Raw genomic sequence first — 23,342 nt, 5'->3', positions numbered from 1 at the left:
AGTGAAATCATTCACGATAAATCTAGGTCGTGAATGATTTGTTTGATTTTCAGTCAAATTTCATGCGCCTGCGGGAATGGCCGACTGCACCAATCCTAAGAAAAGATCGTGTAAGCGCGGGTCAGGCGTGAGTTCAGGGTGAAATGAACTCGCCAATAAGCGGCCTTGGCGGGCCACAACGACTTGGCCGTCATGCTGGGCCAGCACGTCTACGTCTTCTCCCACACTTTCGATAACTGGGGCGCGAATGAACACGGCGGGGAAGGGCTGCTCTAATCCGGTCACGGTTAGCGGCGTCGTGAAGGAATCCACCTGCCGCCCGAAGGCATTGCGGCGAACGCGAATGTCCATCAGGCTAAGGCTGTCCTGTGCGCCGAATTGAGGTGGTGCGCCGTTGATTTCTCGGGCCAGCAAAATGGCTCCGGCACAGGTGCCCCAAATTGCGCCGCCGCGTGCATAGAAGTCCCGGACGGGCTGCCAGAGGGCGTAGTCGGTCATCAGGCGGGCCATCGTGGTGCTTTCGCCGCCGGGAATGATCAGACCGGAAAGGCCGTGCAAGTCGGCGGGCAAGCGGACTTCTTTGACGCTTGCGCCCAAAGTTTCAAGGCGTTGGCGGTGTTCGCGGAATGCGCCTTGCAGGGCGAGGACGCCGAGTTGGGGTTGAGTCATAAAAACACCTCATGGGAAGGGGGAGAACGGTGGTGGCCGTCTCCCCTGTTCGGGTGGTGAATGGTGGGGTGATTCAGATGACCTTCCGGGTTCAGCCGGAGCTGAACGGCACCCTTACTTACCAGCCGCGAGAAGCCAGACGCTCGGCGGGGATCAGGTCGTCGATGTTGATGCCCGTCATGGGTGCGCCGAGGTTTTCGCTGATTTCGGCCAGCATGTCGGGGTTGTCGAAGTGGGTCACGGCCTTCACGATGGCGTGGGCGCGGCGCTCGGGGTTGTCGCTCTTGAAGATGCCGCTGCCCACGAACACGCCGTCTAGGCCGAGGTGCATCATCAGGGCGGCGTCGGCGGGAGTGGCGATGCCGCCCGCAGCGAAGTTGACGACAGGCAGTTTGCCGTGCGCATGGACGTACTGAATCAGGTCGTAGGGAGCCTGAAGGTCACGGGCCACCGTCATCAGTTCTTCGGGCGGGCGTGTCTGGATGGCGCGGATTTCGCCCAGAATGGTGCGGGCGTGGCGCACGGCCTCAATGACGTTGCCGGTTCCGGCCTCGCCCTTGGTGCGGATCATGCTGGCCCCTTCCCCGATGCGGCGCAGGGCTTCTCCGAGGTTCTTTGCTCCGCACACGAACGGCACTTTAAAGCCGTGCTTGAGAATATGGAACTGGTCGTCGGCGGGGGTCAGCACCTCGGATTCATCGATAAAATCGACGCCGAGCGCCTGCAAAATCTGGGCTTCCACGATGTGGCCGATGCGGGCTTTGGCCATCACGGGAATCGTGACCGCGCCGATGATTTCCTTGATCATGGAGGGGTCGCTCATGCGGGCCACGCCGCCGTCTTTGCGGATGTCGGCGGGCACGCGCTCCAGCGCCATCACGGCAGTCGCTCCAGCGGCTTCGGCAATGCGGGCCTGATCGGCGGTCACCACATCCATGATGACGCCGCCCTTGAACATCTGGGCAAAGCCCTGCTTGATCTGGGGGGTTCCGGTTTGAGAATCGGTCATGAACAGAGCGTAAAGAAAATCTGACCCCAATGATAGGGCCAGATGAGGGAAGAAAATGGGGTCAGTCTGACCAGTTGGGCTGCGCTGTCAATCTAGATGACGATCTCGGGCAGCGCGGGCCACCTGACCGATGACTTCCACGAGTTGCGAGGGCCGGAAAGGTTTGATGAGGTAAGCGGCGATCAAGGCTCCGGCGAGATCAGGCACCTGTGCGGCGCGGTTGAGGCCGGACAAGAACACGACGGGCGGCAAGGCGGCACCGAGCGCGGCGTGCAACTGGCGCACTGTTTCGAAGCCGTCCCAAGGGGTCATCAGGATGTCGAGCACTACCACGTCGAACATCTGCGACTGCAACGATTGAGATTGTACCAACCGAGCTTGGGCCAACGCCAGCGCGTCTGGGCCGCTGCGGGCGGTGGTCACGAGGAAACCGCTCATGGTAAGGGTTAGGTCGAGCAGCTCCAGAATCTGGGCCTCGTCGTCCACCACGAGCAGGTGCAGGGGTGCGCTTTCCTCGCCGGGCTGGGTCATGGCAGGAGCGCCAACGGATCGACAGTTTGCCCGCCCAGCCGGATTTCAAAGTGCAGGTGTGGCCCGGTGCAGATGCCCGAGCAGCCCACGTAGCCGATCAGTTGGCCGCGTGAAACCGGTTGTCCCGCAGAGACGGCGGTGCGGCTCATGTGGCCGTAGACCAGCGTGGAATTGCCGCTGTTGGTGAACACATTCAGGCCGTAATCGCCGTAGCCGCTTTGGGTGACCGTGCCACTAGACGCCGCGTAAATGGGCGTGCCTGCCGGGGCCGCCAAGTCCACACCGCCGTGGAAGACTTGCCGGTGGAAGGCGATATCGCGCTCTCCGTAACGGCTGGTGATGCGGTAGGAGCGCATGGGCCACGCGAGGCCGCCGCCCGCCGTGACCCGCGTGCCGGGCACGTCGCGGCCTATGTTGGAACTTGAGACAGCCGTGGTTGCGGCGGCGCGGTTGGCAGCGGCCTCGCGCTGGGCTTCCCGTTCACGGGTGCGGCGGGCGGCTTCGGCGGCTTCATATTGCACTTGACGCTGGTAGGCCGCGATGGTGCGCTGACGCTCCGGGCTGGTCTTCCAAGCAAGGAAAGCTTCGTATTTGGCTTGCTGGGCGTATTTTGCTTCTAGGCTGGCGCGTTCGCGGTCTTTTTTCCACTGGGTAAAGCGGGTGTACTGGGCCAAGATGCGGGCGTCGGCTTCGGCCTTTTCCTCGTTCTCACGGCGCTCTACGAGTTGCTCGTGAAAGCTTTCGGCCAAGATGCCGGGCAACAGCAGTTCGTCTTCCACGCCGAGTTCGGTGGGCAGCACGCCGTTGGCCTGCGCGGTGGCCTGAAGGTCTGCGCCGTAGCCTGCGATCAGAGACAGGGCCGTCTGACCGGGCTTGATGCGAACGAGGACGCCTGTTTGGGCGGTGGGAATCCGCACGGTTTCGCCCACTTTCAGGTCATCCAAGCTTTCGCGCTCTAAGTTTGCGCCCAGCAGTTCGACGAGACTCAGGCGGTGGCGGCGGGCCACCGAATCAAGGGTTTCGCCGGGCCGCACCGTGTAGTCGATCACCGATGCGGGGCGCACGGGCACGGCGGCGGAATCTTCGGCGGGCAATTTGACGCGGCGCACTCGCACGCCCGGTTCTTTGGTGGGCAACAGATCGACGGCGTCTGCGGGCACACCGTAGCGCCGGGCCACTGCCGCCGAGGTTTGGCGGGTGTCGGTCACGATCAGCACGGTGGGAGCTGCGGAAACACGTTCTAGGCGCACGGCAGGGGCGGGTTGAAGCAGTGCGGCGGGATCAGGCAGGAGCGGCGCGGCGTGGGCAGGGCTAGACCACGTTGCGGCAAGGAGGGTCAAGCTCAGGGCGTTCAGGAGGCGGGCGCGAGAGGCCGGGAAGGGGCGGAAACAGTCAGGCACTAACAAACTCCGGTCATGGGTGGCCGCCTGACCACACGGGACGCAGGCGGCGGGAAAGAAGGCAGGGTCAGCACAAGCAAGCTGGGCACAGGCAAGGTCGGCACAGGCAGGGAATTAGCCGCCTGCCAAAGCTTGCAAGAATTCGACGTTGTTGCGCGTTTTGCCCATGCGCCCCAGCAGCATTTCCATGGCGTCGGCAGGATCCATATCGCTGATGACTTTCCGCATCAGCCACATCTTTTTCAAGACTTCAGGCTGAAGCAGCAGTTCTTCGCGGCGCGTGCCCGACTTCAGGATGTCCATAGCCGGAAAGATGCGGCGTTCTTCGAGGCGGCGAGACAACACGAGTTCGGCATTGCCGGTGCCCTTGAATTCCTCGAAGATCACGTCGTCCATGCGCGATCCAGTTTCGACGAGTGCTGTCGCCAAGATCGTTAGGCTGCCGCCCTCGCGGATGTTGCGGGCCGCGCCCAAAAAGCGTTTGGGCCAGTGAAGGGCGTTGGAATCTAAGCCGCCCGAGAGGGTGCGCCCGGTGGGAGGCGTGACGAGGTTGTTGGCGCGGGCAAGGCGCGTGATGGAATCGAGCAGAATGACGACGTGGCCGCCTTCCTCGACGATGCGGCGGGCGCGTTCGTGCACGAATTCGGCCACGCGCACATGGTGCTGCGGCGGCTCGTCGAAGGTAGAGGCGATCACCTGTGCGCCCTGCACGCTTTCGCGGAAATCGGTCACTTCTTCGGGGCGCTCATCTACGAGGAGCACCATTACGGTCACGTCGGGGTAGTTGCGGACGATGGAATTGGCGATCTTTTTCAGCAGCGTGGTCTTGCCTGCTTTGGGCGGCGCGACGATCAATGCACGCTGGCCCCGGCCAATTGGAACGAGCAGATCCACGACGCGCAGGCTGAGGCCGTCGTCGGTGCCGGGTTCTTCCAAGACCAGCTGAATGTCGGGGAAGGTAGGCGTGAGATCGTCGAAGCGCGGACGGCGGCGGGCGGCTTCCGGGTCGAGGCCGTTGACGGCTTCTACCTGAATCAGCGAGCCGTAGCGTTCGTTTTCACGCGGCTTGCGGGCGCGGCCTATGACCTCGTCGCCGGTTCGCAAATGAAACTGCTTGATGACGCCCGCCGTGACCAGCACGGAACGCGAGGCCGGGTCGAGCAGATCGGACTGCAAGAAGCCGTACCCATCGGCGCTGATTTCCAGAATTCCGCGTGCCAACACTTGCCCGTCTCGTTCGGCTTGTCGCTCCATGATAGCCAGCGACAAGGCATCTTTTTTCAGCTTGCGGTAATTTTCTATGCCGTATTCAGCGGCAATCAGGTGCAGTTCGGGCAATATTTTTTGCTGAAGCTCGTGAAACGGCAGGGCGGGCTGAGACTGAACGTCGGTCATGGTCGCCGCTCCTGTCCTAACCGCTCACTCTGACCATCCTCGGTAAAATAAGCGGTCTTCCTCTCCGAAAACACCGCCGTGTCTGTAAAAAATTTCATGTTCTCACTCCCTATAGGGAATTGTAAACGCAACTTGTTCAGGAATCCATGACCAAGTCGTCAGTAGCGGAAGGCGGCAAGGGACGGTGCGGCAAGCGGAAGACAAAACAAGGCGGGAGGCCAACGCTTTTGGGACGGCACACCACTGCTTGTTCTTCCGTAAGCCCTAGCATACCCACAAGTGGGACGGGGGGTCTGTAAATGTCTGGTAATGGGCTGTATAGACGGTACTCTGTCATATGACGCATTGACCGCTGCCATCATGCCGCCCTACCATGAGCATTGCCCCGGCTCCCGCGTGAGTTGAGGCCACAACACACAGCGAACGTCGGGCCAGTAGGGAGTGCAGGGCAGCCACAGCGAATCAGGGACGGTGAAAGCCTGATGCCAGCCGCACCCACCGAAGATCTCCCGCCGCGCTGGGCGAAGAAAGGCCCATAAAGGCCGACTAGACCGCCCCGGACACCCCCCCGACAGAGGGCCGCAACGAGACTCCCATGCTTTTTTCTAAAGAGGGTTGGAGTGAAGTTGGGTGGTACCACGCACAACCGCAGCAGACTGTACAGGCGGCGCGTCCCAGCATTTTCCGCTGTGGCGTGCCGTCTTTTTTGTGCCCGCCTTCCCCTCATCTCTGCGAGGTTTCCGTATGCAACTCACCGATATTCCGTTTGGCGTGACCGACTGGGCTACCGTTGCCCCCACGCACCACCCCGGCAAACGGGGGGCGGCGACGTGGCGCACGCAGTATTTTGGCCCAGCCGAGAACAAGACGCGGGTGCGCTGCGTGGAGTACAGCCCCGGTTATCTGGCCGATCATTGGTGCAGCAAAGGCCATGTGCTGCTTGTGCTGGAAGGCGAGTTGCTGACCGAGCTGGAAGATGGCCGCACCTTTACCCTCCGCGCAGGCATGAGCTATCAGGTGGCCGACGGCGCAGAGGCCCACCGGTCCAGCACGGGGGAAGCGGGCGCGAGGTTGTTTATCGTGGATTGACTTGAAGGCGGTCTAAGGGTCTAAGCAACCCAAACGACAACGCACTTTTTCTCCCCTCTAAGGGGGGGCGTTGCGAAGCAACGGGGGGTTCACCCAAAACCTCAATTCTCTGCACCTTAGACCCTAGACCCTTAGACCAAGCCCCCAGAAACTTACCGCCCCACCAACTCTCCCACCCAAAAGGACATCCCATGACAAAGCCCCCAACCGATCACCCTACGCTCACCTTCTCGCCCGTGCCGTCTCAGCCTAGTTTTAAGGACATGGAAGCCGAGGTCTTGGCGCACTGGCAGGCCACCACTGTCTTTGCCCGCACGCAGGAGCGTCAGCCGGGGCAGCCGGAATTCGTATTTTACGAAGGGCCGCCCACCGCCAACGGTAGACCCGCGCTGCATCACGTACTGGCGCGATCTTTTAAGGATTTGTTTCCGCGTTACAAGGTGATGCAGGGCTACCACGTGACGCGCAAGGGCGGCTGGGATACGCACGGCCTGCCCGTAGAGATCAGCGTGGAAAAGAAACTGGGCCTCACGGGCCGCAATCACGGGGCCAGCCGCGCCGAACTGGAGGAATTTAACCGACTGTGCCGCACCAGCGTGTGGGAAACCATTCAGGAGTGGAATACGTTTACGCAGCGCCTCGGTTATTCGGTGGACTTGGACGATGCGTATGTGACGTACAAAAACGACTACATCGAGTCGGTGTGGAACCTGTTGGCCCGCCTGCACGCCAAAGGCTTGGTGCAGCAGGATTACAAGGTGGTGCCGCTCTCTCCGCGCATCAGCACCACGCTGTCTAAGGCCGAATTGGGCGAAGTGGATTCTTACCGGATCGTGGACGATCCCAGCGTGTACGTGCGCTTTCCGGTGATCTGGGACACGTTGCCGGATGCGGCGAGGGCGGCGTTGGCAGGGGTGCCGGAAGCCGAGCGCGTGGGCCTGAGCCTGCTGGTCTGGACGACGACGCCGTGGACATTGCCGAGCAACACGCTGGCGGCGGTGAACGCGGGCCTGACGTATGTGGCGGCCAAAGGTCAGGGTAGTGTCGTCGTGGTGGCCGAGGACGCCCTAGAGCGCTTGAACGGGCTGCACAAGGATTCCCCGGCGCTGGAAGTCTTGGCGCGGTTTAGCGGGCAGGAGTTGGAAGGCATGGAGTACGAGCCGCCGTTTCCGGAAGTGGCGGTGGAATTGGGGGCCGTGAAGGAACTACACGAGCGCACACCGGAAGGCCGCCCGGTCATGCATTTTGTGACGCTGGCCGACTTCGTGAATGCCGCTGACGGTTCGGGTGTGGCGCACGAGGCCCCGGCTTACGGCGCGGAAGACTTGGAACTGGCCCGCAAATACGGTGTGCCGCCTATGTTCGGCGTAGACGATCACGGCATCTTGCAAGTCACGGCAGAGCGCGGCAAGTTCTTCAAGGACGCCGACAAGGGTTTGATCGCTGACCTGAAGACACGCGGCTTGATGTTCTGGTCAGGCACGCTGCGGCACAGATACCCGTTTCATGACCGCACGGGCGACCCGATCCTGTATTTTGCCAAGAAGGGTTGGTATATCCGCACCAGCACGGTGTCGGAGCGGATGCAAGAAGAGAATCAGAAGATCAACTGGGTTCCGGCGCACATCAAAAACGGGCGCTTTGGGAACTGGCTGGAGGGCAACGTGGACTGGGCCATCAGCCGGGAACGGTACTGGGGCACGCCGCTGCCGTTCTGGGTGGCCGACGACGGTGACCTGATCGTGGTGGGCAGCGTGCGTGAGCTGAGTGAACTGGCGGGCCGTGACCTGTCGGAGTTGGATCTGCACCGCCCGTACATCGACGACATCACCTTTGAGAAGAACGGCAGGAGCTACCGCCGCGTGCCGGAAGTGCTGGACGTGTGGTTCGATTCGGGATCGGTGCCGTATGCACAGTGGCATCTGCTGTTGGACAAAGCGGGCGAGGCAGCTTTGCCGGGGACGGAAGAGCAGAAGAACGTCTTCGAGCGGCACTATCCCGCCGATTTCATCAGTGAAGCCATCGACCAGACTCGCGGGTGGTTTTACAGCCTGCACGCCATCTCGACGATGCTATACGGCCAGCCCGCGTATAAGAACGTGATCTGCCTCGGGCATATCGTGGACGAAAAGGGCGCGAAGATGTCGAAGAGCAAGGGCAACGTGATCGAGCCGCTGCCTGTGTTTGACCAGTACGGAGCCGACAGCGTGCGCTGGTACATGTTCATGGCGTCCGATCCCGGCGACCAGAAGAGGTTTTCCGAGCGTTTGGTGGGCGAGGCGCAGCGCAGTTACGTGAACACGCTCTGGAACGTGTATTCCTTCTTTGTGCTGTACGCGAATTTGGATCAACCTGACTTGCAAGGTGCGCCCGCTGTGGCTGAGCGCCCGGAAATTGACCGTTGGCTGCTGGCGAGGCTGGAGGAAACCGTGCAGGACGTAACCAATGCGCTGGAGACCTACGATGCACGCGGCGGCGGGCGGGCGCTGGAGCGCTTCGTGGGCGACCTGAGCAACTGGTACGTGCGCCGCAACCGTTCACGGTTCTGGGGCGAGGGGGGGCAGGTGGACACTGCCGCGTATGCCACGCTGCACGAATCGCTGTTGGTGGTGTCTCAGCTCACCGCGCCGTTTACGCCATTCTTGGCTGACGCTTTGTACCGCAACCTGACGGGTGGGCAGGGACAAGACAGCGTGCATCTGACCCAGTGGCCGCAGGTACGCCCGGAGCGGTTGGATTCGGTGCTGACGGCAGAAATGGACGGCGTGATGAAAGTCGTGGACTTGGGCCGTGCGGTGCGTGGGGCGCATAACCTCAAAACGCGGCAACCGCTGGCAGGCGTAACGGTGCGGGCAGGAACGCCGGAGCGCACGGAGTCCCTGCGCCGCTTCGAGGGCCAGATCGCTGAAGAATTGAACGTGAAGGGCGTGACCTTTTTGGAGGCCGTGACCGATTTGGTGCAGTACAGCCTGCGCCCCAATTTGCCCGTGATCGGCAAAGTGTACGGCAAGCAGTTGCCTGCGCTGAAGGCGGCGTTGGCTGCGGCAGATGCGGCGGCGGTGGCTGCTGCTGTGCAGGCGGGCCAGAACTTTACGGTAGGAGAGTTTGACTTGACGCCCGACAGCGTGCTGGTGGATGCCCGCTCGCCGGAAGGGGTGGCCGCTGCCGAGAGTGACGGCTATCTGGTGGCCTTCGATACGGCCCTCACGCGGGAACTGGTGCTGGAAGGCTTGGCCCGAAATCTGGTGCGCGGCGTGCAGGAAGCGCGGAAGGCGGCGGGCTTTCAGGTGCAAGACCGGATTGCGCTGGCGCTGGCGCTGGACGGCGACGCGAGGGACGCAGCGGAGGCGTGGCAGGACTTCATCGCCGGGGAAACGCTGGCGACGAGCCTGAGCTACGGCGTGGCTGAGGGCTTCGAGGCGGAAGTGGAAGGCGGGAAAGCGTACCTGACCAAGCAAGGCTAAAGCTGGCAAAAAGGGGGCCAGAGCGTAACTGCTCTGGCCCCCTTCATCCGTTCCCACGCTCTACGATCCACACTCCACGTTCCTCACGCCTCCACTGGCCGCGCCATATACCCATACGTTCCCGGCCCCACGTGCGCTCCCACCACTGGCCCCATCAGTTGCACGCGGCCTTTTGCTACGTTCAGGCCGCTGGCGATCATGGCGGCGCGGAGTTCGGCAATGCGGGCGGGATCGCGTCCAGCATGGGAAATTGTGACGCTCAGGGGCGTATCGCCGTAGCGTTCTTTGAGGGTACTGAGCAGATCTTGTGTGGCCGTCGCCGCCCGCACCCGGCGCACCGCTTTCAGTTGGCCGTTGGTAAAGGCCAGCACGGGGCGCATGCCCAGCATGTTGCCGAAGAACTCTTGGGCGCGGCCAATGCGTCCGCCCCGGCGCAGGTATTCGAGGCTGGGAACAGTAAATTCGGCGTGCAGGTCGCGGCGCACGAGTTCCACGGCTTGGCGGGCGGTTTCGGCAGTCGCTCCAGCCCAGATGGCGTCACGGGCAGCAATGACGGCTTCGGCCAGCGGCGACGAGGCCAGCCCAGAATCTACGATATGAATGCGGCGCGTGGCCCCCAAGCGTTCGGCGGCTTCGCGGGCGTGCTGCACCGTTTCCGACAGTTGACCCGAAATATGAATGGAGATGATTTGTTGGTGGCTGCCCAACAGATCACGGTAAGCCGCTTCGAAGGCGTCGGTGGTCACGGGCTGGGTACTGACTGTGCCGCCTGCCTTGAGGTGGTCGTATACGGCGTCCGGGTCTATTTCTTGCCAGTCCAGCAGCGTGCGCGTGCCGAGCTGCACACTCAGCGGAACGATTCGGATACCCAATTGACGGGCAGTGTCTGGATGAAGATCACATGTGGAATCGGTGAGCACGGCAAGCATATCCAGATGAAGGTAGACAAGGCCTGCGCGTCTGTCCGTGCGATTCTCGCCGCACGGGGTAAGTGGCAAGACTTTTGGCGCTTATGGAGTGGGGGTGGGAGGGGTGGGGGCAGCAAGTAAATCGAACGCCTTACTTAGACCCGGCCCCCCAAGTTCCTCCTCCATAATCCCCACTTCATTCCTTCAGGAAGTCGAAAGCCCGAATCGGCTGTGCTTGACACGCTTGTGACGCGGGGGGAGTCCTATACTCCGCAGCCATGACCAACTTTTTCTTACTTTGTTCTGATGTTGACCTGTTCGGGAGCCGCCGTTGAAGGTGGCCGTGTTGTGTCATGCCAGCGCGGGCGGATCGGGCGTGGTAGCCACCGAACTGGGGCTGATGGTGGCGCAGGCAGGCCATGAGGTGCATTTCGTGGGGTCGGCGCAACCGTTCCGGCTGTCGGGGCACGGCGGCGTGCAGGGGCCGTTTTTTCATCAGGTCAGCGGCTTTGCTTACGCCCTGTTCGATCAACCGTACCCGGAACTGGCCGCCGCCAACACCCTCACCGAAGTGATTTTGGAAAAAGGTGTGGAGCTGACGCACGCGCACTACGCTATTCCTCACGCGACGGCGGCTATTCATGCACGCGGCATTACGGGCAAAACGCGGGTGATGACCACGCTGCACGGCACCGACGTGACGCTGGTAGGCGCGGAACCAGCCTTCCGGCACACCACGCGGCACGCCATAGAACGCAGTGACCATGTGACGGCGGTATCTCAGTTTTTGGCCGACCAGACGCGGGAACTGTTTGGTATAGACCGCGAAATAGAGGTGATTCATAACTTTGTGGACGCCGGACGGTTCGTGCGAATTACCGATCCCACCGTGCGTGCCCGCTTTGCCCACCCCGACGAAGCGCTGCTGGTGCATGTCAGCAACTTCCGGCCCGTGAAACGTGCAGAAGACGTGATCGAGATTTTTGCACGGGTGGCCTCCGAGATTCCGGCCCGCCTACTGATGATCGGAGACGGCCCGGAGCGGCCCAGAGCCTTCGAGTTGGCCAAGACGTTGGGGGTCATCGGGCGCACACATTTCTTGGGATCGTTCCCGGATGTGCAGACGGTCTTGGGCATCAGTGACCTGTTTTTGCTTCCTAGCAGCAATGAAAGCTTTGGGTTGGCCGCGCTGGAAGCCATGAGCTGTGAGGTTCCGGTGGTGGCGACCCGCGCTGGGGGCATTCCCGAAGTGGTGGAGGAAGGCGTGACGGGCTTTCTGGCCGAAGTGGGCGATGTGGACGCGATGGCCGACGCCGCGCTGAGGGTGCTGCGTGACCGCGAACTGTACCGGCGCATGGGCGCGGCGGCGCGGCAGGCGGCCACCACGCGCTTTCACCCCGACCAGATCGTGCCGCGTTATTTGGAGGCCTACGCACGCACGGTGGCAGGCGGCATGGTGGGCGCTGATCCGGCGCGGACGTACAGCCGCAGCCGTCATTGAGGGCCAACTTCTAGACAGCTGGCAGTGAACTTGGTCTAAAGATCGGTTGGTGTCCAGAAGACACGAAGAGGGGCTTGACCGGGTAGAGTAGACTCGCTCACGCGTGGTCAGCATGATGGACTTCTGACCCGAACTCTAGACTCCCCCGACCCCCAATTTCAGTAACACTTCAAGGAGGCAGTATGAAGGTAGGTATCAACGGGTTTGGCCGCATTGGCCGTCTGGTCTTCCGCAATCTGGTAGAGCGCGGCGTAGAAGTCGTCGCCATCAACGACCTCACCGACAACAAAACGCTGGCGACCCTCCTGAAGTACGACTCCACCGCCGGACGCTTCAACGGCACGGTGGAGTATGACGACACCAGCCTCACTGTGAACGGCAAGAAAATTCAAGGACTGGCCGAGCGTGACCCCGCCGCGATTCCTTGGGGCGAACTGGGCGCAGACATCGTGATCGAGTCTACGGGCATCTTTACAGACCGGGCCGGAGCCAGCAAGCACATTCAAGGCGGCGCAAAGAAAGTCATCATTACCGCACCTGCCAAGAACGAAGACATTTCTATCGTGTTGGGCGTGAACGAGCAGGACTACGATCCCACCAACCACCACATCATCTCTAACGCTAGCTGCACCACCAACTCCTTGGGCGCTCCCATGAAGCTCCTTGATGAAGCGTTCGGCATCGAGAAAGCCATCATGACCACCGTTCACAGCTACACCAACGATCAGCGCATCTTGGATTTGCCCCACAGCGATCTGCGCCGCGCCCGTGCTGCCGCTGTGAACATCATTCCCACTAGCACCGGGGCCGCCAAGGCCGTGTCTCAGGTCTACCCCGCCCTGAAGGGCAAGTTCGACGGAACCTCGTTGCGCGTGCCTACGCCCGTCGGCTCCATCAGCGACGTGGTGGTTATCGTGGGCCGTGAAGTGACCGTAGCCGAAGTGAACGACGTGTTCCGCAAGGCCGCAGAAGGCAGCCACAAGGGCATCATCTCGTACACCGAAGACCCTATCGTGCTTCAGGACATCGTGGGCGACCCCCACAGCGCCATCATCGACGGCGGCCTGACCATGACGATGGGCAACCTCATCAAGTTCTTCTCGTGGTACGACAACGAATGGGGTTACTCCAACCGTATCGCGGATTTGGTGCAACTCGTTCAGGAAAAAGGCTAAACAAGCTTTGAGTGATGGGCTATGGGTCTGGAGCAGCAACGCTCTCGCCCGTAGCCCATTTTGTATGTCGTGAAGCAGGCCAGACAGATTGAACGCCGGATGCATTGAAGTGTGGTTCGGCTGTAGAAAATAGAGATGGGGTTGATGTGCTGACGTTCGGTTGCGTTCTGCAAGTGACGCAAGATGACTCAACCCGAAGAAAAGGAGCAACCATGCAAACACTGGATTCACTGAACGTTTCAGGCAAGCGCGTGCTGGTGCGCGTCGATTACAACGTGCCCCTCAAAGACGGCGTGGTGCAAGACGATACACGGATTACCTCCAGCTTGCCCACTATTCAGGCCTTGCTGGACGGCGGCGCAAGCGTGGTGCTGATGAGCCATTTGGGGCGGCCCAAAGGTGGCCCGGAAGCCAAATACAGCCTGAGCGGAGTGGCCGAGGCGTTGGAAAAGGTGCTGAAGCGCGACGTGAAATTTATTGGCAGCTTGCCCAGTAGTGACGAAACCTTGAAAGACGTACAGGCCATGCAGCCAGGCGAAGTGGCCCTGCTAGAAAACGTGCGCTTTGAGGCAGGCGAGGAAAAGAACGACGCGGCCCTGTCTGAGAAGTTGGCCCGCTTGGGCGACGCTTTCGTGCTGGACGCCTTTGGAAGCGCACACCGCGCCCATTCGTCAGTCAGCGGTGTGGCCGCGCACTTACCCCACGCGGGCGGAACCTTGTTGGCCGCCGAAGTGGTGGCGCTCAGCAAGCTGCTGCACGAGCCGGAGCGCCCGTATGTGGTCATCATCGGCGGCGCGAAAGTGTCCGATAAACTCTTGGTCATCGAAAACCTGTTGCCAGTGGTAGACCGCATGCTGATCGGCGGCGGCATGGCCTATACATTTGTGAAAGCGCAGGGCGGCAAGATCGGCAAGAGCATTCACGAAGACGACTTTTTGGAGAAAGCGCGTGAGTTGCTGGGCAAATACGGCGACAAAATCGTGCTGCCCACCGATACGCTGGCGGGCGACAGCTTCAGCGCCGAGGCCAACACCCGCGTCGTGCCCACCAACGCCATTCCCGACGACTGGGAAGGCATGGACATCGGCCCAGACAGCCAGAAGGCGTTTACGGCGGCGCTTCAGGGAGCCAAAACTGTGTTCTGGAACGGCCCGATGGGCGTGTTCGAGTTCGCGGCCTTTGCCAGCGGCACCAATGCCATTGCCAAAGCCGTAGCCGACTTGGGGCCAGACACCTACAGCGTCATCGGCGGCGGCGACAGCGTGAGCGCCATCAACAAGAGTGGGCAGGCAGACCGCGTGAGCCACATCAGCACGGGTGGCGGTGCGAGCTTGGAACTGCTGGAAGGCAAGGCGCTGCCGGGCGTGGAGGCGATGAAATAGCTCCTGTTACTTGCTTGTTGCGCTATGAACTGAAGGCCGGACGCGAGGCAGACTTTGAAACTTACGGGCGCAAATGGATCAGTCTTGTAAACCGGTTCGGCGGGCAGCATCACGGGTATTTCATGCCGTCGGAGGGCGCGAACGACATGGCCTACGCTCTGTTCACCTTTCCCAGTCTTGCGGCGTATGAAACGTACCGGGAAGCGTCGGCTGCCGATCCGGTCTGTCAGGCCCTCTTCAAAGAATTACCTGCGCTGATGCACCGCTATGACCGCACCTTTTTAAGACCCGTCCTAGACGGAATGGAGCCACAGTGAAGAACCTACTCGCATTGAACTGGAAGATGAACAAAACGCCCTCGGAAGCCCAAGCTTGGGCCGAGGAACTGCAATCTAAACTCGCCCTGAGTGAGTCCAAACTGGGGGACGCTGAATTGGCGATCATGGCCCCGGCCATCGACCTGCAAGCCCTGTCGTGGTTCTTGAAAGATTCCGGCGTCGCCATCGGCGGTCAGGATGTCTCGGCCCACGAATCAGGCGCGTATACGGGCGAGATCAGCGCGGCGATGCTGAAGGATGTAGGCGCAAAATACGCCGTAGTCGGCCACAGCGAGCGGCGCGAGTATCACAATGAGGACGACGCAGGGGTGGCGGCCAAAGCAGCGCAGGCTCAGGCGGGCGGCTTGGTGCCGATTGTCTGCGTGGGTGAAGGGCTAGACGTGCGCGAACGCGGCGAGCAGGTGCCATACACGCTGGCCCAGTTGCGCGGCAGTTTGGCGGGCGTAGGCGCGGACGTTGTGATCGCTTACGAACCTGTTTGGGCGATTGGCACGGGCAAAACCGCCACCGCTGAGGACGCTGAGGAATTGGCGGCGGCGATTCGTGCTGAGTTGCGTACTCTTTATGGTGAGTCTGCTGACAGCATCCAGATTTTGTACGGCGGCAGCGTGAAGCCTGACAATATCGCTTCCATTTGCGCCAAGCCGAACGTGAACGGCGCATTGGTAGGCGGCGCGAGCTTGAAAGTAGCCGATGTCGTGGGGATGAATGACGCTCTGAAGTAAGAGTGTTGAACTGAGACTATGCTGGAACCTCTGCCCCGCTGTGAGTTGGCGGGGCTTGTAAAAAGACTCTAAGTGAAATCATTCACGATAGATCAGATGCGTGAATATTCTATTTCTTTATTCGATCAGAGCCGTTAATGCGTTTACTGTTTGCCAGTTCCGCACCGTTGCAGAGGCATTGAGCCGCCGTTCTATCAGGGCATGGGTCAGCCGCGCCGCTTGGGTTCCGTTGGGATAATGCAGATGCAGGTCACGCCCGATGAGTGTCCAGAGATCGGGCGCGAAGTCTTGGGCTTGGAGAGCCGCCACGCGCTCTGGTTCTAGTGTGTGCGAGAGGAAGGCGACATGGGTATGCTTGCCTGCCGGGTAGGGGCTTGAAATGGCTTGCCATTCGGCGGCAGTGCGGAGAGTCAGTGCGATGGGAAAGCCAAATTCAGCGTCCAGAGCAGTGAATATCAGGGGCAACAATTCTGTCTCTCCCCTGTCGCTGCTGAAGACGGCGTTGCCACTTTGGATATAGGTTTGCACGTCGCTCAGGCCCAGATAGGTGAGAACGCGGCGTAGATCGGCCATCGGTACATGGCGGTGACCGCTTACGTTGATACCGCGCAGGAGCAACACAAACCGGTCAACGCCAGCCACAGCCATAGATGAAGTCTAGCCCGCCCGCCTATACTTTCGCTCATGGCATCAGAGTTTTCTGCAACCACCACTATTCGTGACCTGAAACAACATATCGGCGAAACCGTGACGCTGGGCGCATGGCTGACCGATAAAAGCGGCAAAGGCAAGATTCAGTTCCTCAAACTGCGCGACGGGACGGGCTTTGTGCAGGGCACAGTCTTCAAGGGTGACGTGACCGAAGAAGTCTTCGAGGCTGCCAAGCGGCTGACGCAGGAGCAGGCCGCATGGATTACGGGCGAGGTGCGGGCCGACGAACGCGCTCCGGGCGGCGTAGAACTCAGCGTGCGCGAGGTGATGCCGATTGGCGAGAACCACGGTGAATACCCGATTACGCCCAAAGAACACGGCATCGAGTTTTTGATGGACAACCGTCATTTGTGGCTGCGGCACCGTCGCCCGTGGGCCGTGCTGCGGGTGCGTGACTGCGTGCAGCGGGCCATTACCACGTTTTTTCATGGCGAAGGCTTTGTGCGCTTTGACGCGCCGTTCTTTACGCCCAATGCTGCTGAAGACACCACCGAACTGTTTGAGATCGACTTGTTTGGTGAAGACAAAGCGTACTTGAGTCAGACTGGCCAACTGCACGCCGAAGCCGGAGCAATGGCGTTTGGCAAGGTCTACACCTTTGGCCCCACCTTCCGCGCCGAAAAAAGCAAAACGCGACGGCACTTGCTGGAATTTTGGATGATCGAGCCGGAAGTGGCCCCCAGCAATCACGTGCAGAATATGGCCTTGCAAGAACGCATGATCAGCTTCATTGTGCGGCAAGTGTTGGCGGAATGTGCCACGGAACTGGAGTTGCTGGGCCGCGATGTGAGCCGGTTGCAGGGCGCAGCAGAGGGCAACTATCCCCGCGTGACCTACACCGAGGCGCTGGAGATCATTCGTACCCGCATCGAGGCGGGCAACTTGCCCGACAACGTGCAGGCCGATGTGCAACCTGTGGAGTGGGGCGACGATTTGGGTGCGCCGCATGAAACGATTGTGGGCAGTTCCTTTGACCGCCCCGTGATGATCGAGAAGTACCCGGCAGCGATCAAGGCTTTTTATATGCAGCCTGACCCCGAAGACCCCCGGCTGGCCCTCTGCGACGACATGATTGCGCCCGATGGCTACGGCGAAATTATTGGCGGCAGCGAGCGCATTCACGATTACGAGTTGCTGAAAAGCCGGATTGAGGCGCAGGGCTTGCCGCTGGAAGCGTTCGAGTGGTATTTGGATTTGCGGCGGGTGGGCAGCGTGCCACACGCGGGCTACGGCATGGGCCTAGAGCGCGTGATCGCATGGATTACAGGGATTGACCATATTCGTGAGGCAATTCCGTTTCCCCGGATGCTGACGCGAATGCGGCCCTGAGGGCATAACGCGAAGCCAGTGGCCCTCAATGTGAGGGGCCACTGAATTTTCGCTTCATTACACTTCCGTGTTATTCCAAAATAATTCAACGTTCCCCGCTTCGCCACACCGAACATCAGTCAGGCGTGGAAAGGCTGAGCGTCGGAACGATTTCGTTTTAGTCCACCAATACGCTAGATTCCGGGCATGATCGCGTACAGCGAAGTCAGTGCATTCACGGATACGCCGGGATTCGGCAACCGGGCGGGCGTGGTGCTGGACGCATCCGGGTTGTCGGAACGGGAAATGCAGGCGTTGGCCGCCTTTTTGGATGCGCCCGAAACAGTATTCGTGACACGCCTGAGCAGCGGCGCGGTGCGGGTTCGGTACTTTACGCCCACGCAGGAAGTGGATTTTTGCGGGCACGCGACTGTGGCGCTGGGGCTGATGCTGGCACAGCACGGGCACTGGGCCGGACAAGACTTGGTGCTGGAAACTTTGGTGGGCCGGATTCCGCTGCAATTGGTGTGCGAAGCAGGCGTGCCGTCGCGGGTGTGGATGAAGCAGCGACTCCCAGAAGTGCGGGCCGTGCCGCGTAGTCTGCACGCGGATTTGGCCGAGGCATTGGGCATTGACGTTCGAATGATTCACCGGGGTTTGCCGATGGCTGCTAGCAGTACGGGCCTCTGGAGTGTGTTCGTTCCTCTACTGGACAGCGTCATTTTGGACGGCCTAGAGCCAGATTTAGCCCAAGTCCGGATGCTGTCGAAGGCGCTGGATGTGGTGAGCGTGTACGCTTACACCCCGATGGGCGTGAACCGTTTTGCAGCGCGGGATTTTGCCCCAGCAGTCGGCATTCCCGAAGACCCGGTGACGGGCAGCGCGGCGGGGGCGCTCATGGCGCTGTTGGCGGCAGAGGGCAAATTGCCGGTGCGCCATGACCGGGCCTGCGGTGTGGTGTTTCAGGGACACGCGCTGGGCACGCCCGGAGAGGTAGAGGTGGAGGTGGAAGTGCGCGGACAGACGGTGATAGCCGTGCATGTGGGCGGGTGCGCAGTGCTAGACAGAGAGGGGATTTGGAAGCGGCAGCAGGGGGGAAATGCTGGCTCTGGCTGATCCTATTCACTGTCTATCGTTCGTTCTCCCTTCTTAGTTATTCCCTTTTAACTTTGCTCGTCGGGCAACCCGGAGAACAGGGATGCTTGACTGGGCCTTCGCTGCAACCTCAGCTACCCTGCTAGATTTCCGATTCGGCTCTGTCTCAAAACGCCCTAAACTGCACCCCATATGCTCGGTTTGATCTGTGTGGACGTAGACGGAACGCTGGTGGGAACCGGCAACCTGATTCGGGATGACGTGTGGGCGGCGCTGGCCGGAGCGCGGGCGCAGGGTGTCCGGATTGCGCTGTGTAGCGGGCGGCCTGCTGTGGGTAATGCTCTGGTTTATGCCCAGCGCATGGACGCCGATGGCTGGCACATCTTTCAGAACGGGGCCAGCATCGTGAATGCCGCAGACGGCGAGAGCATGAGCGAACCCATGCCCGACAAGCCTCTAGATGACCTGATTGCCCATGCCCGCCACACGGGGCGGCTGCTGGAGGTGTACACCGACACCGAATGGGCGGTGACGAAGCCCGGCGACTACGCCGAACGCCACGCCACCTTGTTGGGTGTGCCATATGCCCCGCGTGAACCTGAAACCTTGGTGGGCACGCGGGTTCGGGCGCAGTGGGTGGTGCCCAAAGCGCAGGAGATAGAAGTGGTGAGCGAACCTCACGAGGGGTTAGACCTGCACCCATCGGGCAGCCCGGTGATGCCCGACGTAATGTTTATTTCGGCCACCCGCGCAGGCGTCAGCAAAGGCAGCGCTATTCGCCGAATCGCAGCGGGCTACGGCCTGACCCTTGACCGCGTGATGATGGTGGGCGACGGAGAAAACGACGTGTCGGCCCTGCGTGTGGTGGGGCATCCGGTGGCGATGGGCAACGCCGATCCTCCAGCAAAAGCAGCGGCCCGCTACCACGTAGGCCATGTAGATGACGGCGGTTTGGCCGAAGCCGTGCGGCTGGCGCTGACGCTGTAGCCACCTCTCAGATTTAGCCCTCTTAGCAACACTTCACACTGAATAAGCACGCTGCGCTCTTTCTTATCGCTATAACTGTGGGGCATGGAAGACACGGTGAAGGCTTGGACGGGACTGGTGGCGACGGGAGTGGAAGCCGCCGCCGCCTTGATTATTACGCTGGCCGCACTGATCGCCACTTGGCGTGCCACCGGAGCCTTCTTTGCCCGCCCCGCCGCGCCCGATATTGCCAAGGAAAGAATCCGCCTCGATTTGGCCCGCTGGCTGGCCGTGGCCCTAGAATTCGCGTTGGCCGCCGATATTCTTCGGACGGCGATTACGCCCTCTTGGGATGAGATTGGCAAGCTGGCTGCCATCGCCACCCTTCGCACGTTGCTGAACTACTTTTTGCAGCGCGAAATAGACGGCCATACGGCGCGGCAACGGGGAACGCCGAGTCAAGGCGTCGAATCTGAATCTTGAAAACCAGTTTGGATTACCGATAAGCAGTCCGAGTTATTCCTATATAAAATTTCTGAACTGGACTCTCCCCATGCCCAATCGAATCCTAGAACCGAGAATTAATCGGCGGTCATGCTCCGAACCACGCCCACAATTCGTTCTCCATACGCCTGAATGCGCTTCTCCCCCATTCCAGCGATGCCGTGTAGGTCGGCCACGCGGCGTGGTTGGCGGAGGGCCAAAGCCTCAAGGGTGGCATTCGGAAAAATCAGGAAGGCGCTGACTTCCGACTCTTGGCTGAGGGTGGTACGGAGATCGCGTAGGGCGTCAGTCAGGCTACCGGGCGCGGGGGCGGTCTTTGAAGCGGCGTTCAATACACTCAACACCGCCAGATTGGACGACACGCCGCGCACCGCTTCGGCTTGCTGGCGGGTGAGGGTAGGGGCTGAAGGGCTGCCTAGTTCGCGAATCACGGTTAGCACATCGGCTCCGTAAGCATCCAATTTGCGGCCACCCACACCCGTCACGCTGCCCAGCGCGGCCAAACTGCTGGGGCGCATTTGGGCAATAGCGGTCAGGGTGGCGTCGTGGAAGATGACATACGGCGGCACGCTCTGCTCACGCGCTTTGGTCAGTCGCCATGCCCGGAGTGCGTCGAACACGGGCTGATCGGCGGCGCTCAGGGTGGCCGAGCGGTTGTTGGGGCGGCGTTCGGCACGGCTGGCAGTGCGCGGCAGCAACACGTCTTCGCGCAGGCTCAGGGTAGTTTCACCCTTCAACAGTGGGCGAGCTTTGGCCGTCGCGATCAGGCTGCCGTGTCCATTGGCGTCGGTGTTCAGGTAGCCGAGACTGACCAACTGCCGCAGCACATTGCGCCACGTTTTTTCGCTGTGATCGGCACCCACGCCGAAGGTCGGCAAGAGATTGTGACCCATGCCGCGCACTTTTTCGGTGTCGCGGCCTAGCAGCACGTCGGTCAGGTGCGCCGCGCCGAAGCGGTTGCCGGTACGAATCGCGGCAGACAGGGCCATTTGCGCCTCGCGAGTGGCGTCACGGGTACGCGGCGGCGTGAGACAGGTGTCGCAGTTGCCGCACGCTTCGGCCATACTTTCGCCAAAGTATTCCAGCAGCATTTGGCGGCGGCAAGTGGCGGTTTCGCAGTAGGTCAGCAGGGCGTCCAACTTGGCGGCTTCCACGCGGCGCACTTCGTCAGGCGCGGCACTCTGGGCCAGCATCCGGCGCATATTGACCACATCGGCGAGGCCGTACACCATCCACGCCGTACTCGGCAAGCTGTCGCGGCCCGCCCGCCCGGTTTCTTGGTAGTAGCTTTCCATGCTTTTAGGCAGGTCAAGGTGGGCTACAAAACGCACGTTGGGCTTGTCTATGCCCATGCCAAACGCCACCGTCGCCACCACGATCAAGCCCTCTTCATTCAGAAAGCGGTTTTGGGCGTGATCGCGCTCGCGGGGAGAAAGACCCGCGTGGTACGGCACGGCGTCGATGCCCTGCGCCACCAACCATTTGGCCGTTTCTTCGACGGATTTGCGGCTCAGGCAGTACACGATGCCCGCGTCTCCAGCGTGTTCGGCGCGAATAAAATCCAGCAGTTGCGACTTGGGGCTTTCCTTGCCTGCCACCCGGTACTGAATATTGGGCCGATCAAAGGAACTGACGAAAGCAGGCGCACCGGTCAGGCCCAACACCTGCACGATGTCGGCACGGGTGCGGTCATCGGCGGTGGCAGTCAACGCGAGGCGCGGAATGGTGGGAAAACGCCCCGGCAGCACCGACAACTGCTGATATTCGGGCCGGAAATCGTGCCCCCATTGAGAAACACAGTGCGCTTCATCTACCGCGAATAGGGCGATCTGCACGCGCTCCAGCAGTTCAAGGGTACGCGGGAGAAGCAACCGTTCCGGCGCGGCGTACAGCAGATCGAGTTCGCCTGCCATCAGCGCCGATTCCACATCCCGCACTTCGCTGAGGCCTAGGCTAGAGTTTAGGAACGCGGCCCGCACGCCCAATTGCCGCAGCGTATCCACCTGATCTTTCATCAGCGCGATGAGGGGCGACACGATGATGCCCACACCGGGCCGCAGCAGCGCAGGCAACTGATAGCACAGGCTTTTGCCGCCGCCGGTGGGCATCAGTACCAGCGCATTGCCGCCGTCCAGCACAGTCTGCACGATGCCGCCCTGCACGCCCCGAAAGGCGTCGTAGCCCCAGACGGATTTCAGGACTTTGAGGGCATCGGGGTGAGCAGGAGCGGCGATCATCGGGACTAGCATAGCGCGTTCTGCCTACAGCGTAATGAGCAGGTGGGGGTGTTGGCGGTGGGGAGGGCGTCTAAGGGTCTAGGGTCTAAGGGTCTAACAGAGGTCAAGGGCAATCGCGTTGCTCATTCACCCCCTCTGCTGGCGCAGCTCTGCGAGTCCCAACCTCCACCCTCAAGGGTGAGGAGCTAAACCCCATGCTTCCAGCTCTTTCTTTTAGCCCTCGCCCCTTGTGGGAGAGGGGCGCTGCCAAAGCAGCGGGGTGAGGGGGCCACCGGTGAGCTAAACCGCCCCAGCACTCTAGACCCTCTACCCTTAGACAACGCACCCGCTGCCGCCTTCACACCAACAAAAAGAAAGAAGAGCAGCACTAGGCCGCCCTCCTGACTGATCTGAGAATGTGTTGCGCTACGGGCTTACTTCTTGCGCTTGGTGGACGTCGAGGACGGCTTTTTACCGCCGCCAGCGGTTGTGCGTTCTTTTGCATCTCGCATAAAGGAACGCAGCTTGGCTTCGAACTGAGGACTCTGACGGCCAATGGCGCGGGGCCGAGGCACTTCTTCAGGTTCTTCCAGCAGTTCTTTGATAGACAAATCGAGGCGGCCCCGATCATCGCGGCCCAGAACTTTAACTTCTACGTTTTCGCCCTCGCGGACGTGATCGTGGATGTTCCGGACAAATGAGTGGGCGATCTGCGAGATGTGCACAAGGCCAGTTTCACCGTTCTCGAACTGGATAAACGCACCGAAATCGGTGACGCGTGTGACGCGGCCTTCTGCGACCGCGCCAGAATCAAGCTGCACCAAGGTTGGACTCCTGAAAGGGCATGAGAAGCATCTTACACCAAATGGGTGAAGACCGCATTCCGATTTGGCACATCTGATCAGGGCTACCGCAAAGTCAGGAGGCTCATGAGATAGGTGGTGTCGAGGGCGGCA

General features: G+C 61.0%; 20 protein-coding genes. 11 read left to right on the top strand and 9 right to left on the bottom strand.

Features of this window, described 5'->3' with window-relative positions; genetic code table 11:
• Positions 1-60: 60 nt before the first annotated feature.
• The 5 genes from pdxT to rho all read right to left on the bottom strand — a co-directional run bounded on the left by pdxT (position 61) and on the right by rho (position 5,004).
• Positions 61-669, bottom strand: a complete 609-nt coding sequence (gene pdxT / locus E7T06_RS15430) for a pyridoxal 5'-phosphate synthase glutaminase subunit PdxT (protein WP_136366668.1) — start codon at positions 667-669, stop codon at positions 61-63.
• A gap of 118 nt (positions 670-787) precedes the next feature.
• Positions 788-1,678 (bottom strand): pyridoxal 5'-phosphate synthase lyase subunit PdxS, encoded by an 891-nt coding sequence (pdxS, locus tag E7T06_RS15425; RefSeq protein WP_136366667.1) that lies wholly within the window; start codon positions 1,676-1,678, stop codon positions 788-790.
• Positions 1,679-1,765: 87 nt separating this feature from the next.
• Positions 1,766-2,209, bottom strand: coding sequence for a response regulator (locus E7T06_RS15420; protein ID WP_136366666.1), 444 nt, complete (start codon positions 2,207-2,209; stop codon positions 1,766-1,768).
• A complete protein-coding gene (locus tag E7T06_RS15415; RefSeq protein ID WP_240741099.1) occupies positions 2,206-3,609 on the bottom strand; it encodes a peptidoglycan DD-metalloendopeptidase family protein in 1,404 nt (467 codons plus the stop codon). Before E7T06_RS15415 ends, E7T06_RS15420 begins: the two co-directional genes overlap by 4 nt.
• A gap of 114 nt (positions 3,610-3,723) precedes the next feature.
• Positions 3,724-5,004, bottom strand: a complete 1,281-nt coding sequence (gene rho, locus E7T06_RS15410) for a transcription termination factor Rho (protein WP_136366664.1) — start codon at positions 5,002-5,004, stop codon at positions 3,724-3,726.
• A 630-nt stretch (positions 5,005-5,634) separates the two neighbouring features.
• Between rho and E7T06_RS15405 the strand changes: the two genes are divergently transcribed.
• Both E7T06_RS15405 and ileS read left to right on the top strand, forming a co-directional pair.
• Positions 5,635-6,093: a DHCW motif cupin fold protein gene (locus tag E7T06_RS15405; RefSeq protein ID WP_240741098.1), complete on the top strand. Its 459-nt coding sequence runs from the start codon at positions 5,635-5,637 to the stop codon at positions 6,091-6,093.
• 191 nt (positions 6,094-6,284) lie between these two features.
• Complete coding sequence (gene ileS, locus E7T06_RS15400; protein WP_136366663.1) at positions 6,285-9,557, top strand: isoleucine--tRNA ligase; 3,273 nt, start codon at positions 6,285-6,287, stop codon at positions 9,555-9,557.
• Positions 9,558-9,640: 83 nt separating this feature from the next.
• Here ileS and E7T06_RS15395 read toward each other — a convergent pair whose 3' ends face one another.
• Entirely contained in the window at positions 9,641-10,486 is an 846-nt protein-coding gene (locus tag E7T06_RS15395) for a DegV family protein (RefSeq protein ID WP_136366662.1), read from the bottom strand.
• Between the two features lie 310 nt (positions 10,487-10,796).
• Here E7T06_RS15395 and bshA point away from each other — a divergent pair, with 310 nt between their 5' ends.
• The 5 genes from bshA to tpiA all read left to right on the top strand — a co-directional run bounded on the left by bshA (position 10,797) and on the right by tpiA (position 15,586).
• Positions 10,797-11,966: an N-acetyl-alpha-D-glucosaminyl L-malate synthase BshA gene (gene bshA, locus E7T06_RS15390; RefSeq protein ID WP_136366661.1), complete on the top strand. Its 1,170-nt coding sequence runs from the start codon at positions 10,797-10,799 to the stop codon at positions 11,964-11,966.
• Between the two features lie 182 nt (positions 11,967-12,148).
• The gene (gene gap / locus E7T06_RS15385) at positions 12,149-13,141 is read left to right on the top strand and encodes a type I glyceraldehyde-3-phosphate dehydrogenase (protein ID WP_136366660.1); all 993 of its coding nucleotides are present in this window, start codon (positions 12,149-12,151) and stop codon (positions 13,139-13,141) included.
• Positions 13,142-13,353: 212 nt separating this feature from the next.
• Positions 13,354-14,523 carry a phosphoglycerate kinase gene (locus E7T06_RS15380; protein ID WP_136366659.1) on the top strand — a complete coding sequence of 390 codons (1,170 nt, stop codon included), beginning with the start codon at positions 13,354-13,356 and terminating at the stop codon, positions 14,521-14,523.
• Positions 14,524-14,537: 14 nt separating this feature from the next.
• Positions 14,538-14,840, top strand: a complete 303-nt coding sequence (locus E7T06_RS15375) for an NIPSNAP family protein (RefSeq protein ID WP_136366658.1) — start codon at positions 14,538-14,540, stop codon at positions 14,838-14,840.
• Entirely contained in the window at positions 14,837-15,586 is a 750-nt protein-coding gene (tpiA, locus tag E7T06_RS15370) for a triose-phosphate isomerase (protein ID WP_136366657.1), read from the top strand. The genes E7T06_RS15375 and tpiA overlap by 4 nt, the downstream gene beginning before the upstream one ends.
• A gap of 117 nt (positions 15,587-15,703) precedes the next feature.
• On the opposite strand, the gene E7T06_RS15365 is transcribed toward tpiA, so the two are convergent.
• On the bottom strand, positions 15,704-16,234 hold the full coding sequence (locus tag E7T06_RS15365; RefSeq protein WP_136366656.1) for a DUF1697 domain-containing protein: 531 nt from the start codon (positions 16,232-16,234) through the stop codon (positions 15,704-15,706).
• Positions 16,235-16,270: 36 nt separating this feature from the next.
• Here E7T06_RS15365 and asnS point away from each other — a divergent pair, with 36 nt between their 5' ends.
• From asnS to E7T06_RS15345, 4 genes are all read left to right on the top strand, one after another.
• Positions 16,271-17,626 carry an asparagine--tRNA ligase gene (gene asnS, locus E7T06_RS15360; RefSeq protein ID WP_136366655.1) on the top strand — a complete coding sequence of 452 codons (1,356 nt, stop codon included), beginning with the start codon at positions 16,271-16,273 and terminating at the stop codon, positions 17,624-17,626.
• 186 nt (positions 17,627-17,812) lie between these two features.
• A complete protein-coding gene (locus tag E7T06_RS15355) occupies positions 17,813-18,721 on the top strand; it encodes a PhzF family phenazine biosynthesis isomerase (protein ID WP_136366654.1) in 909 nt (302 codons plus the stop codon).
• Between the two features lie 171 nt (positions 18,722-18,892).
• On the top strand, positions 18,893-19,687 hold the full coding sequence (locus E7T06_RS15350; RefSeq protein WP_136366653.1) for a Cof-type HAD-IIB family hydrolase: 795 nt from the start codon (positions 18,893-18,895) through the stop codon (positions 19,685-19,687).
• A gap of 84 nt (positions 19,688-19,771) precedes the next feature.
• A complete protein-coding gene (locus tag E7T06_RS15345) occupies positions 19,772-20,149 on the top strand; it encodes a DUF1622 domain-containing protein (protein ID WP_136366652.1) in 378 nt (125 codons plus the stop codon).
• 98 nt (positions 20,150-20,247) lie between these two features.
• Here E7T06_RS15345 and recQ read toward each other — a convergent pair whose 3' ends face one another.
• Both recQ and E7T06_RS15335 read right to left on the bottom strand, forming a co-directional pair.
• Positions 20,248-22,407: a DNA helicase RecQ gene (gene recQ, locus E7T06_RS15340; RefSeq protein ID WP_168733573.1), complete on the bottom strand. Its 2,160-nt coding sequence runs from the start codon at positions 22,405-22,407 to the stop codon at positions 20,248-20,250.
• A 413-nt stretch (positions 22,408-22,820) separates the two neighbouring features.
• Positions 22,821-23,210: a S1 RNA-binding domain-containing protein gene (locus tag E7T06_RS15335; RefSeq protein WP_019008756.1), complete on the bottom strand. Its 390-nt coding sequence runs from the start codon at positions 23,208-23,210 to the stop codon at positions 22,821-22,823.
• Between the last annotated feature and the right edge of the window lie 132 nt (positions 23,211-23,342).

This window comes from Deinococcus sp. Arct2-2 (genome assembly GCF_004801315.1).
Classification (GTDB): Bacteria; Deinococcota; Deinococci; order Deinococcales; family Deinococcaceae; genus Deinococcus.
Note: the sequence above shows the minus strand (reverse complement) of the source record. Positions and strands in the feature narration are given on the sequence as shown.

Excerpts from the sequence above, each read along its gene's own strand:
- pdxS (WP_136366667.1), bottom strand. The coding sequence starts at position 1,678 with ATGACCGATTCTCAAACCGGAACCCCCCAGATCAAGCAGGGCTTTGCC.
- E7T06_RS15380 (WP_136366659.1), top strand. The coding sequence starts at position 13,354 with ATGCAAACACTGGATTCACTGAACGTTTCAGGCAAGCGCGTGCTGGTG.
- gap (WP_136366660.1), top strand. The coding sequence starts at position 12,149 with ATGAAGGTAGGTATCAACGGGTTTGGCCGCATTGGCCGTCTGGTCTTC.
- asnS (WP_136366655.1), top strand. The coding sequence starts at position 16,271 with ATGGCATCAGAGTTTTCTGCAACCACCACTATTCGTGACCTGAAACAA.
- recQ (WP_168733573.1), bottom strand. The coding sequence starts at position 22,407 with ATGATCGCCGCTCCTGCTCACCCCGATGCCCTCAAAGTCCTGAAATCC.
- pdxT (WP_136366668.1), bottom strand. The coding sequence starts at position 669 with ATGACTCAACCCCAACTCGGCGTCCTCGCCCTGCAAGGCGCATTCCGC.
- E7T06_RS15420 (WP_136366666.1), bottom strand. The coding sequence starts at position 2,209 with ATGACCCAGCCCGGCGAGGAAAGCGCACCCCTGCACCTGCTCGTGGTG.
- E7T06_RS15350 (WP_136366653.1), top strand. The coding sequence starts at position 18,893 with ATGCTCGGTTTGATCTGTGTGGACGTAGACGGAACGCTGGTGGGAACC.
- E7T06_RS15345 (WP_136366652.1), top strand. The coding sequence starts at position 19,772 with ATGGAAGACACGGTGAAGGCTTGGACGGGACTGGTGGCGACGGGAGTG.
- ileS (WP_136366663.1), top strand. The coding sequence starts at position 6,285 with ATGACAAAGCCCCCAACCGATCACCCTACGCTCACCTTCTCGCCCGTG.
- E7T06_RS15355 (WP_136366654.1), top strand. The coding sequence starts at position 17,813 with ATGATCGCGTACAGCGAAGTCAGTGCATTCACGGATACGCCGGGATTC.
- E7T06_RS15395 (WP_136366662.1), bottom strand. The coding sequence starts at position 10,486 with ATGCTTGCCGTGCTCACCGATTCCACATGTGATCTTCATCCAGACACT.
- rho (WP_136366664.1), bottom strand. The coding sequence starts at position 5,004 with ATGACCGACGTTCAGTCTCAGCCCGCCCTGCCGTTTCACGAGCTTCAG.
- E7T06_RS15365 (WP_136366656.1), bottom strand. The coding sequence starts at position 16,234 with ATGGCTGTGGCTGGCGTTGACCGGTTTGTGTTGCTCCTGCGCGGTATC.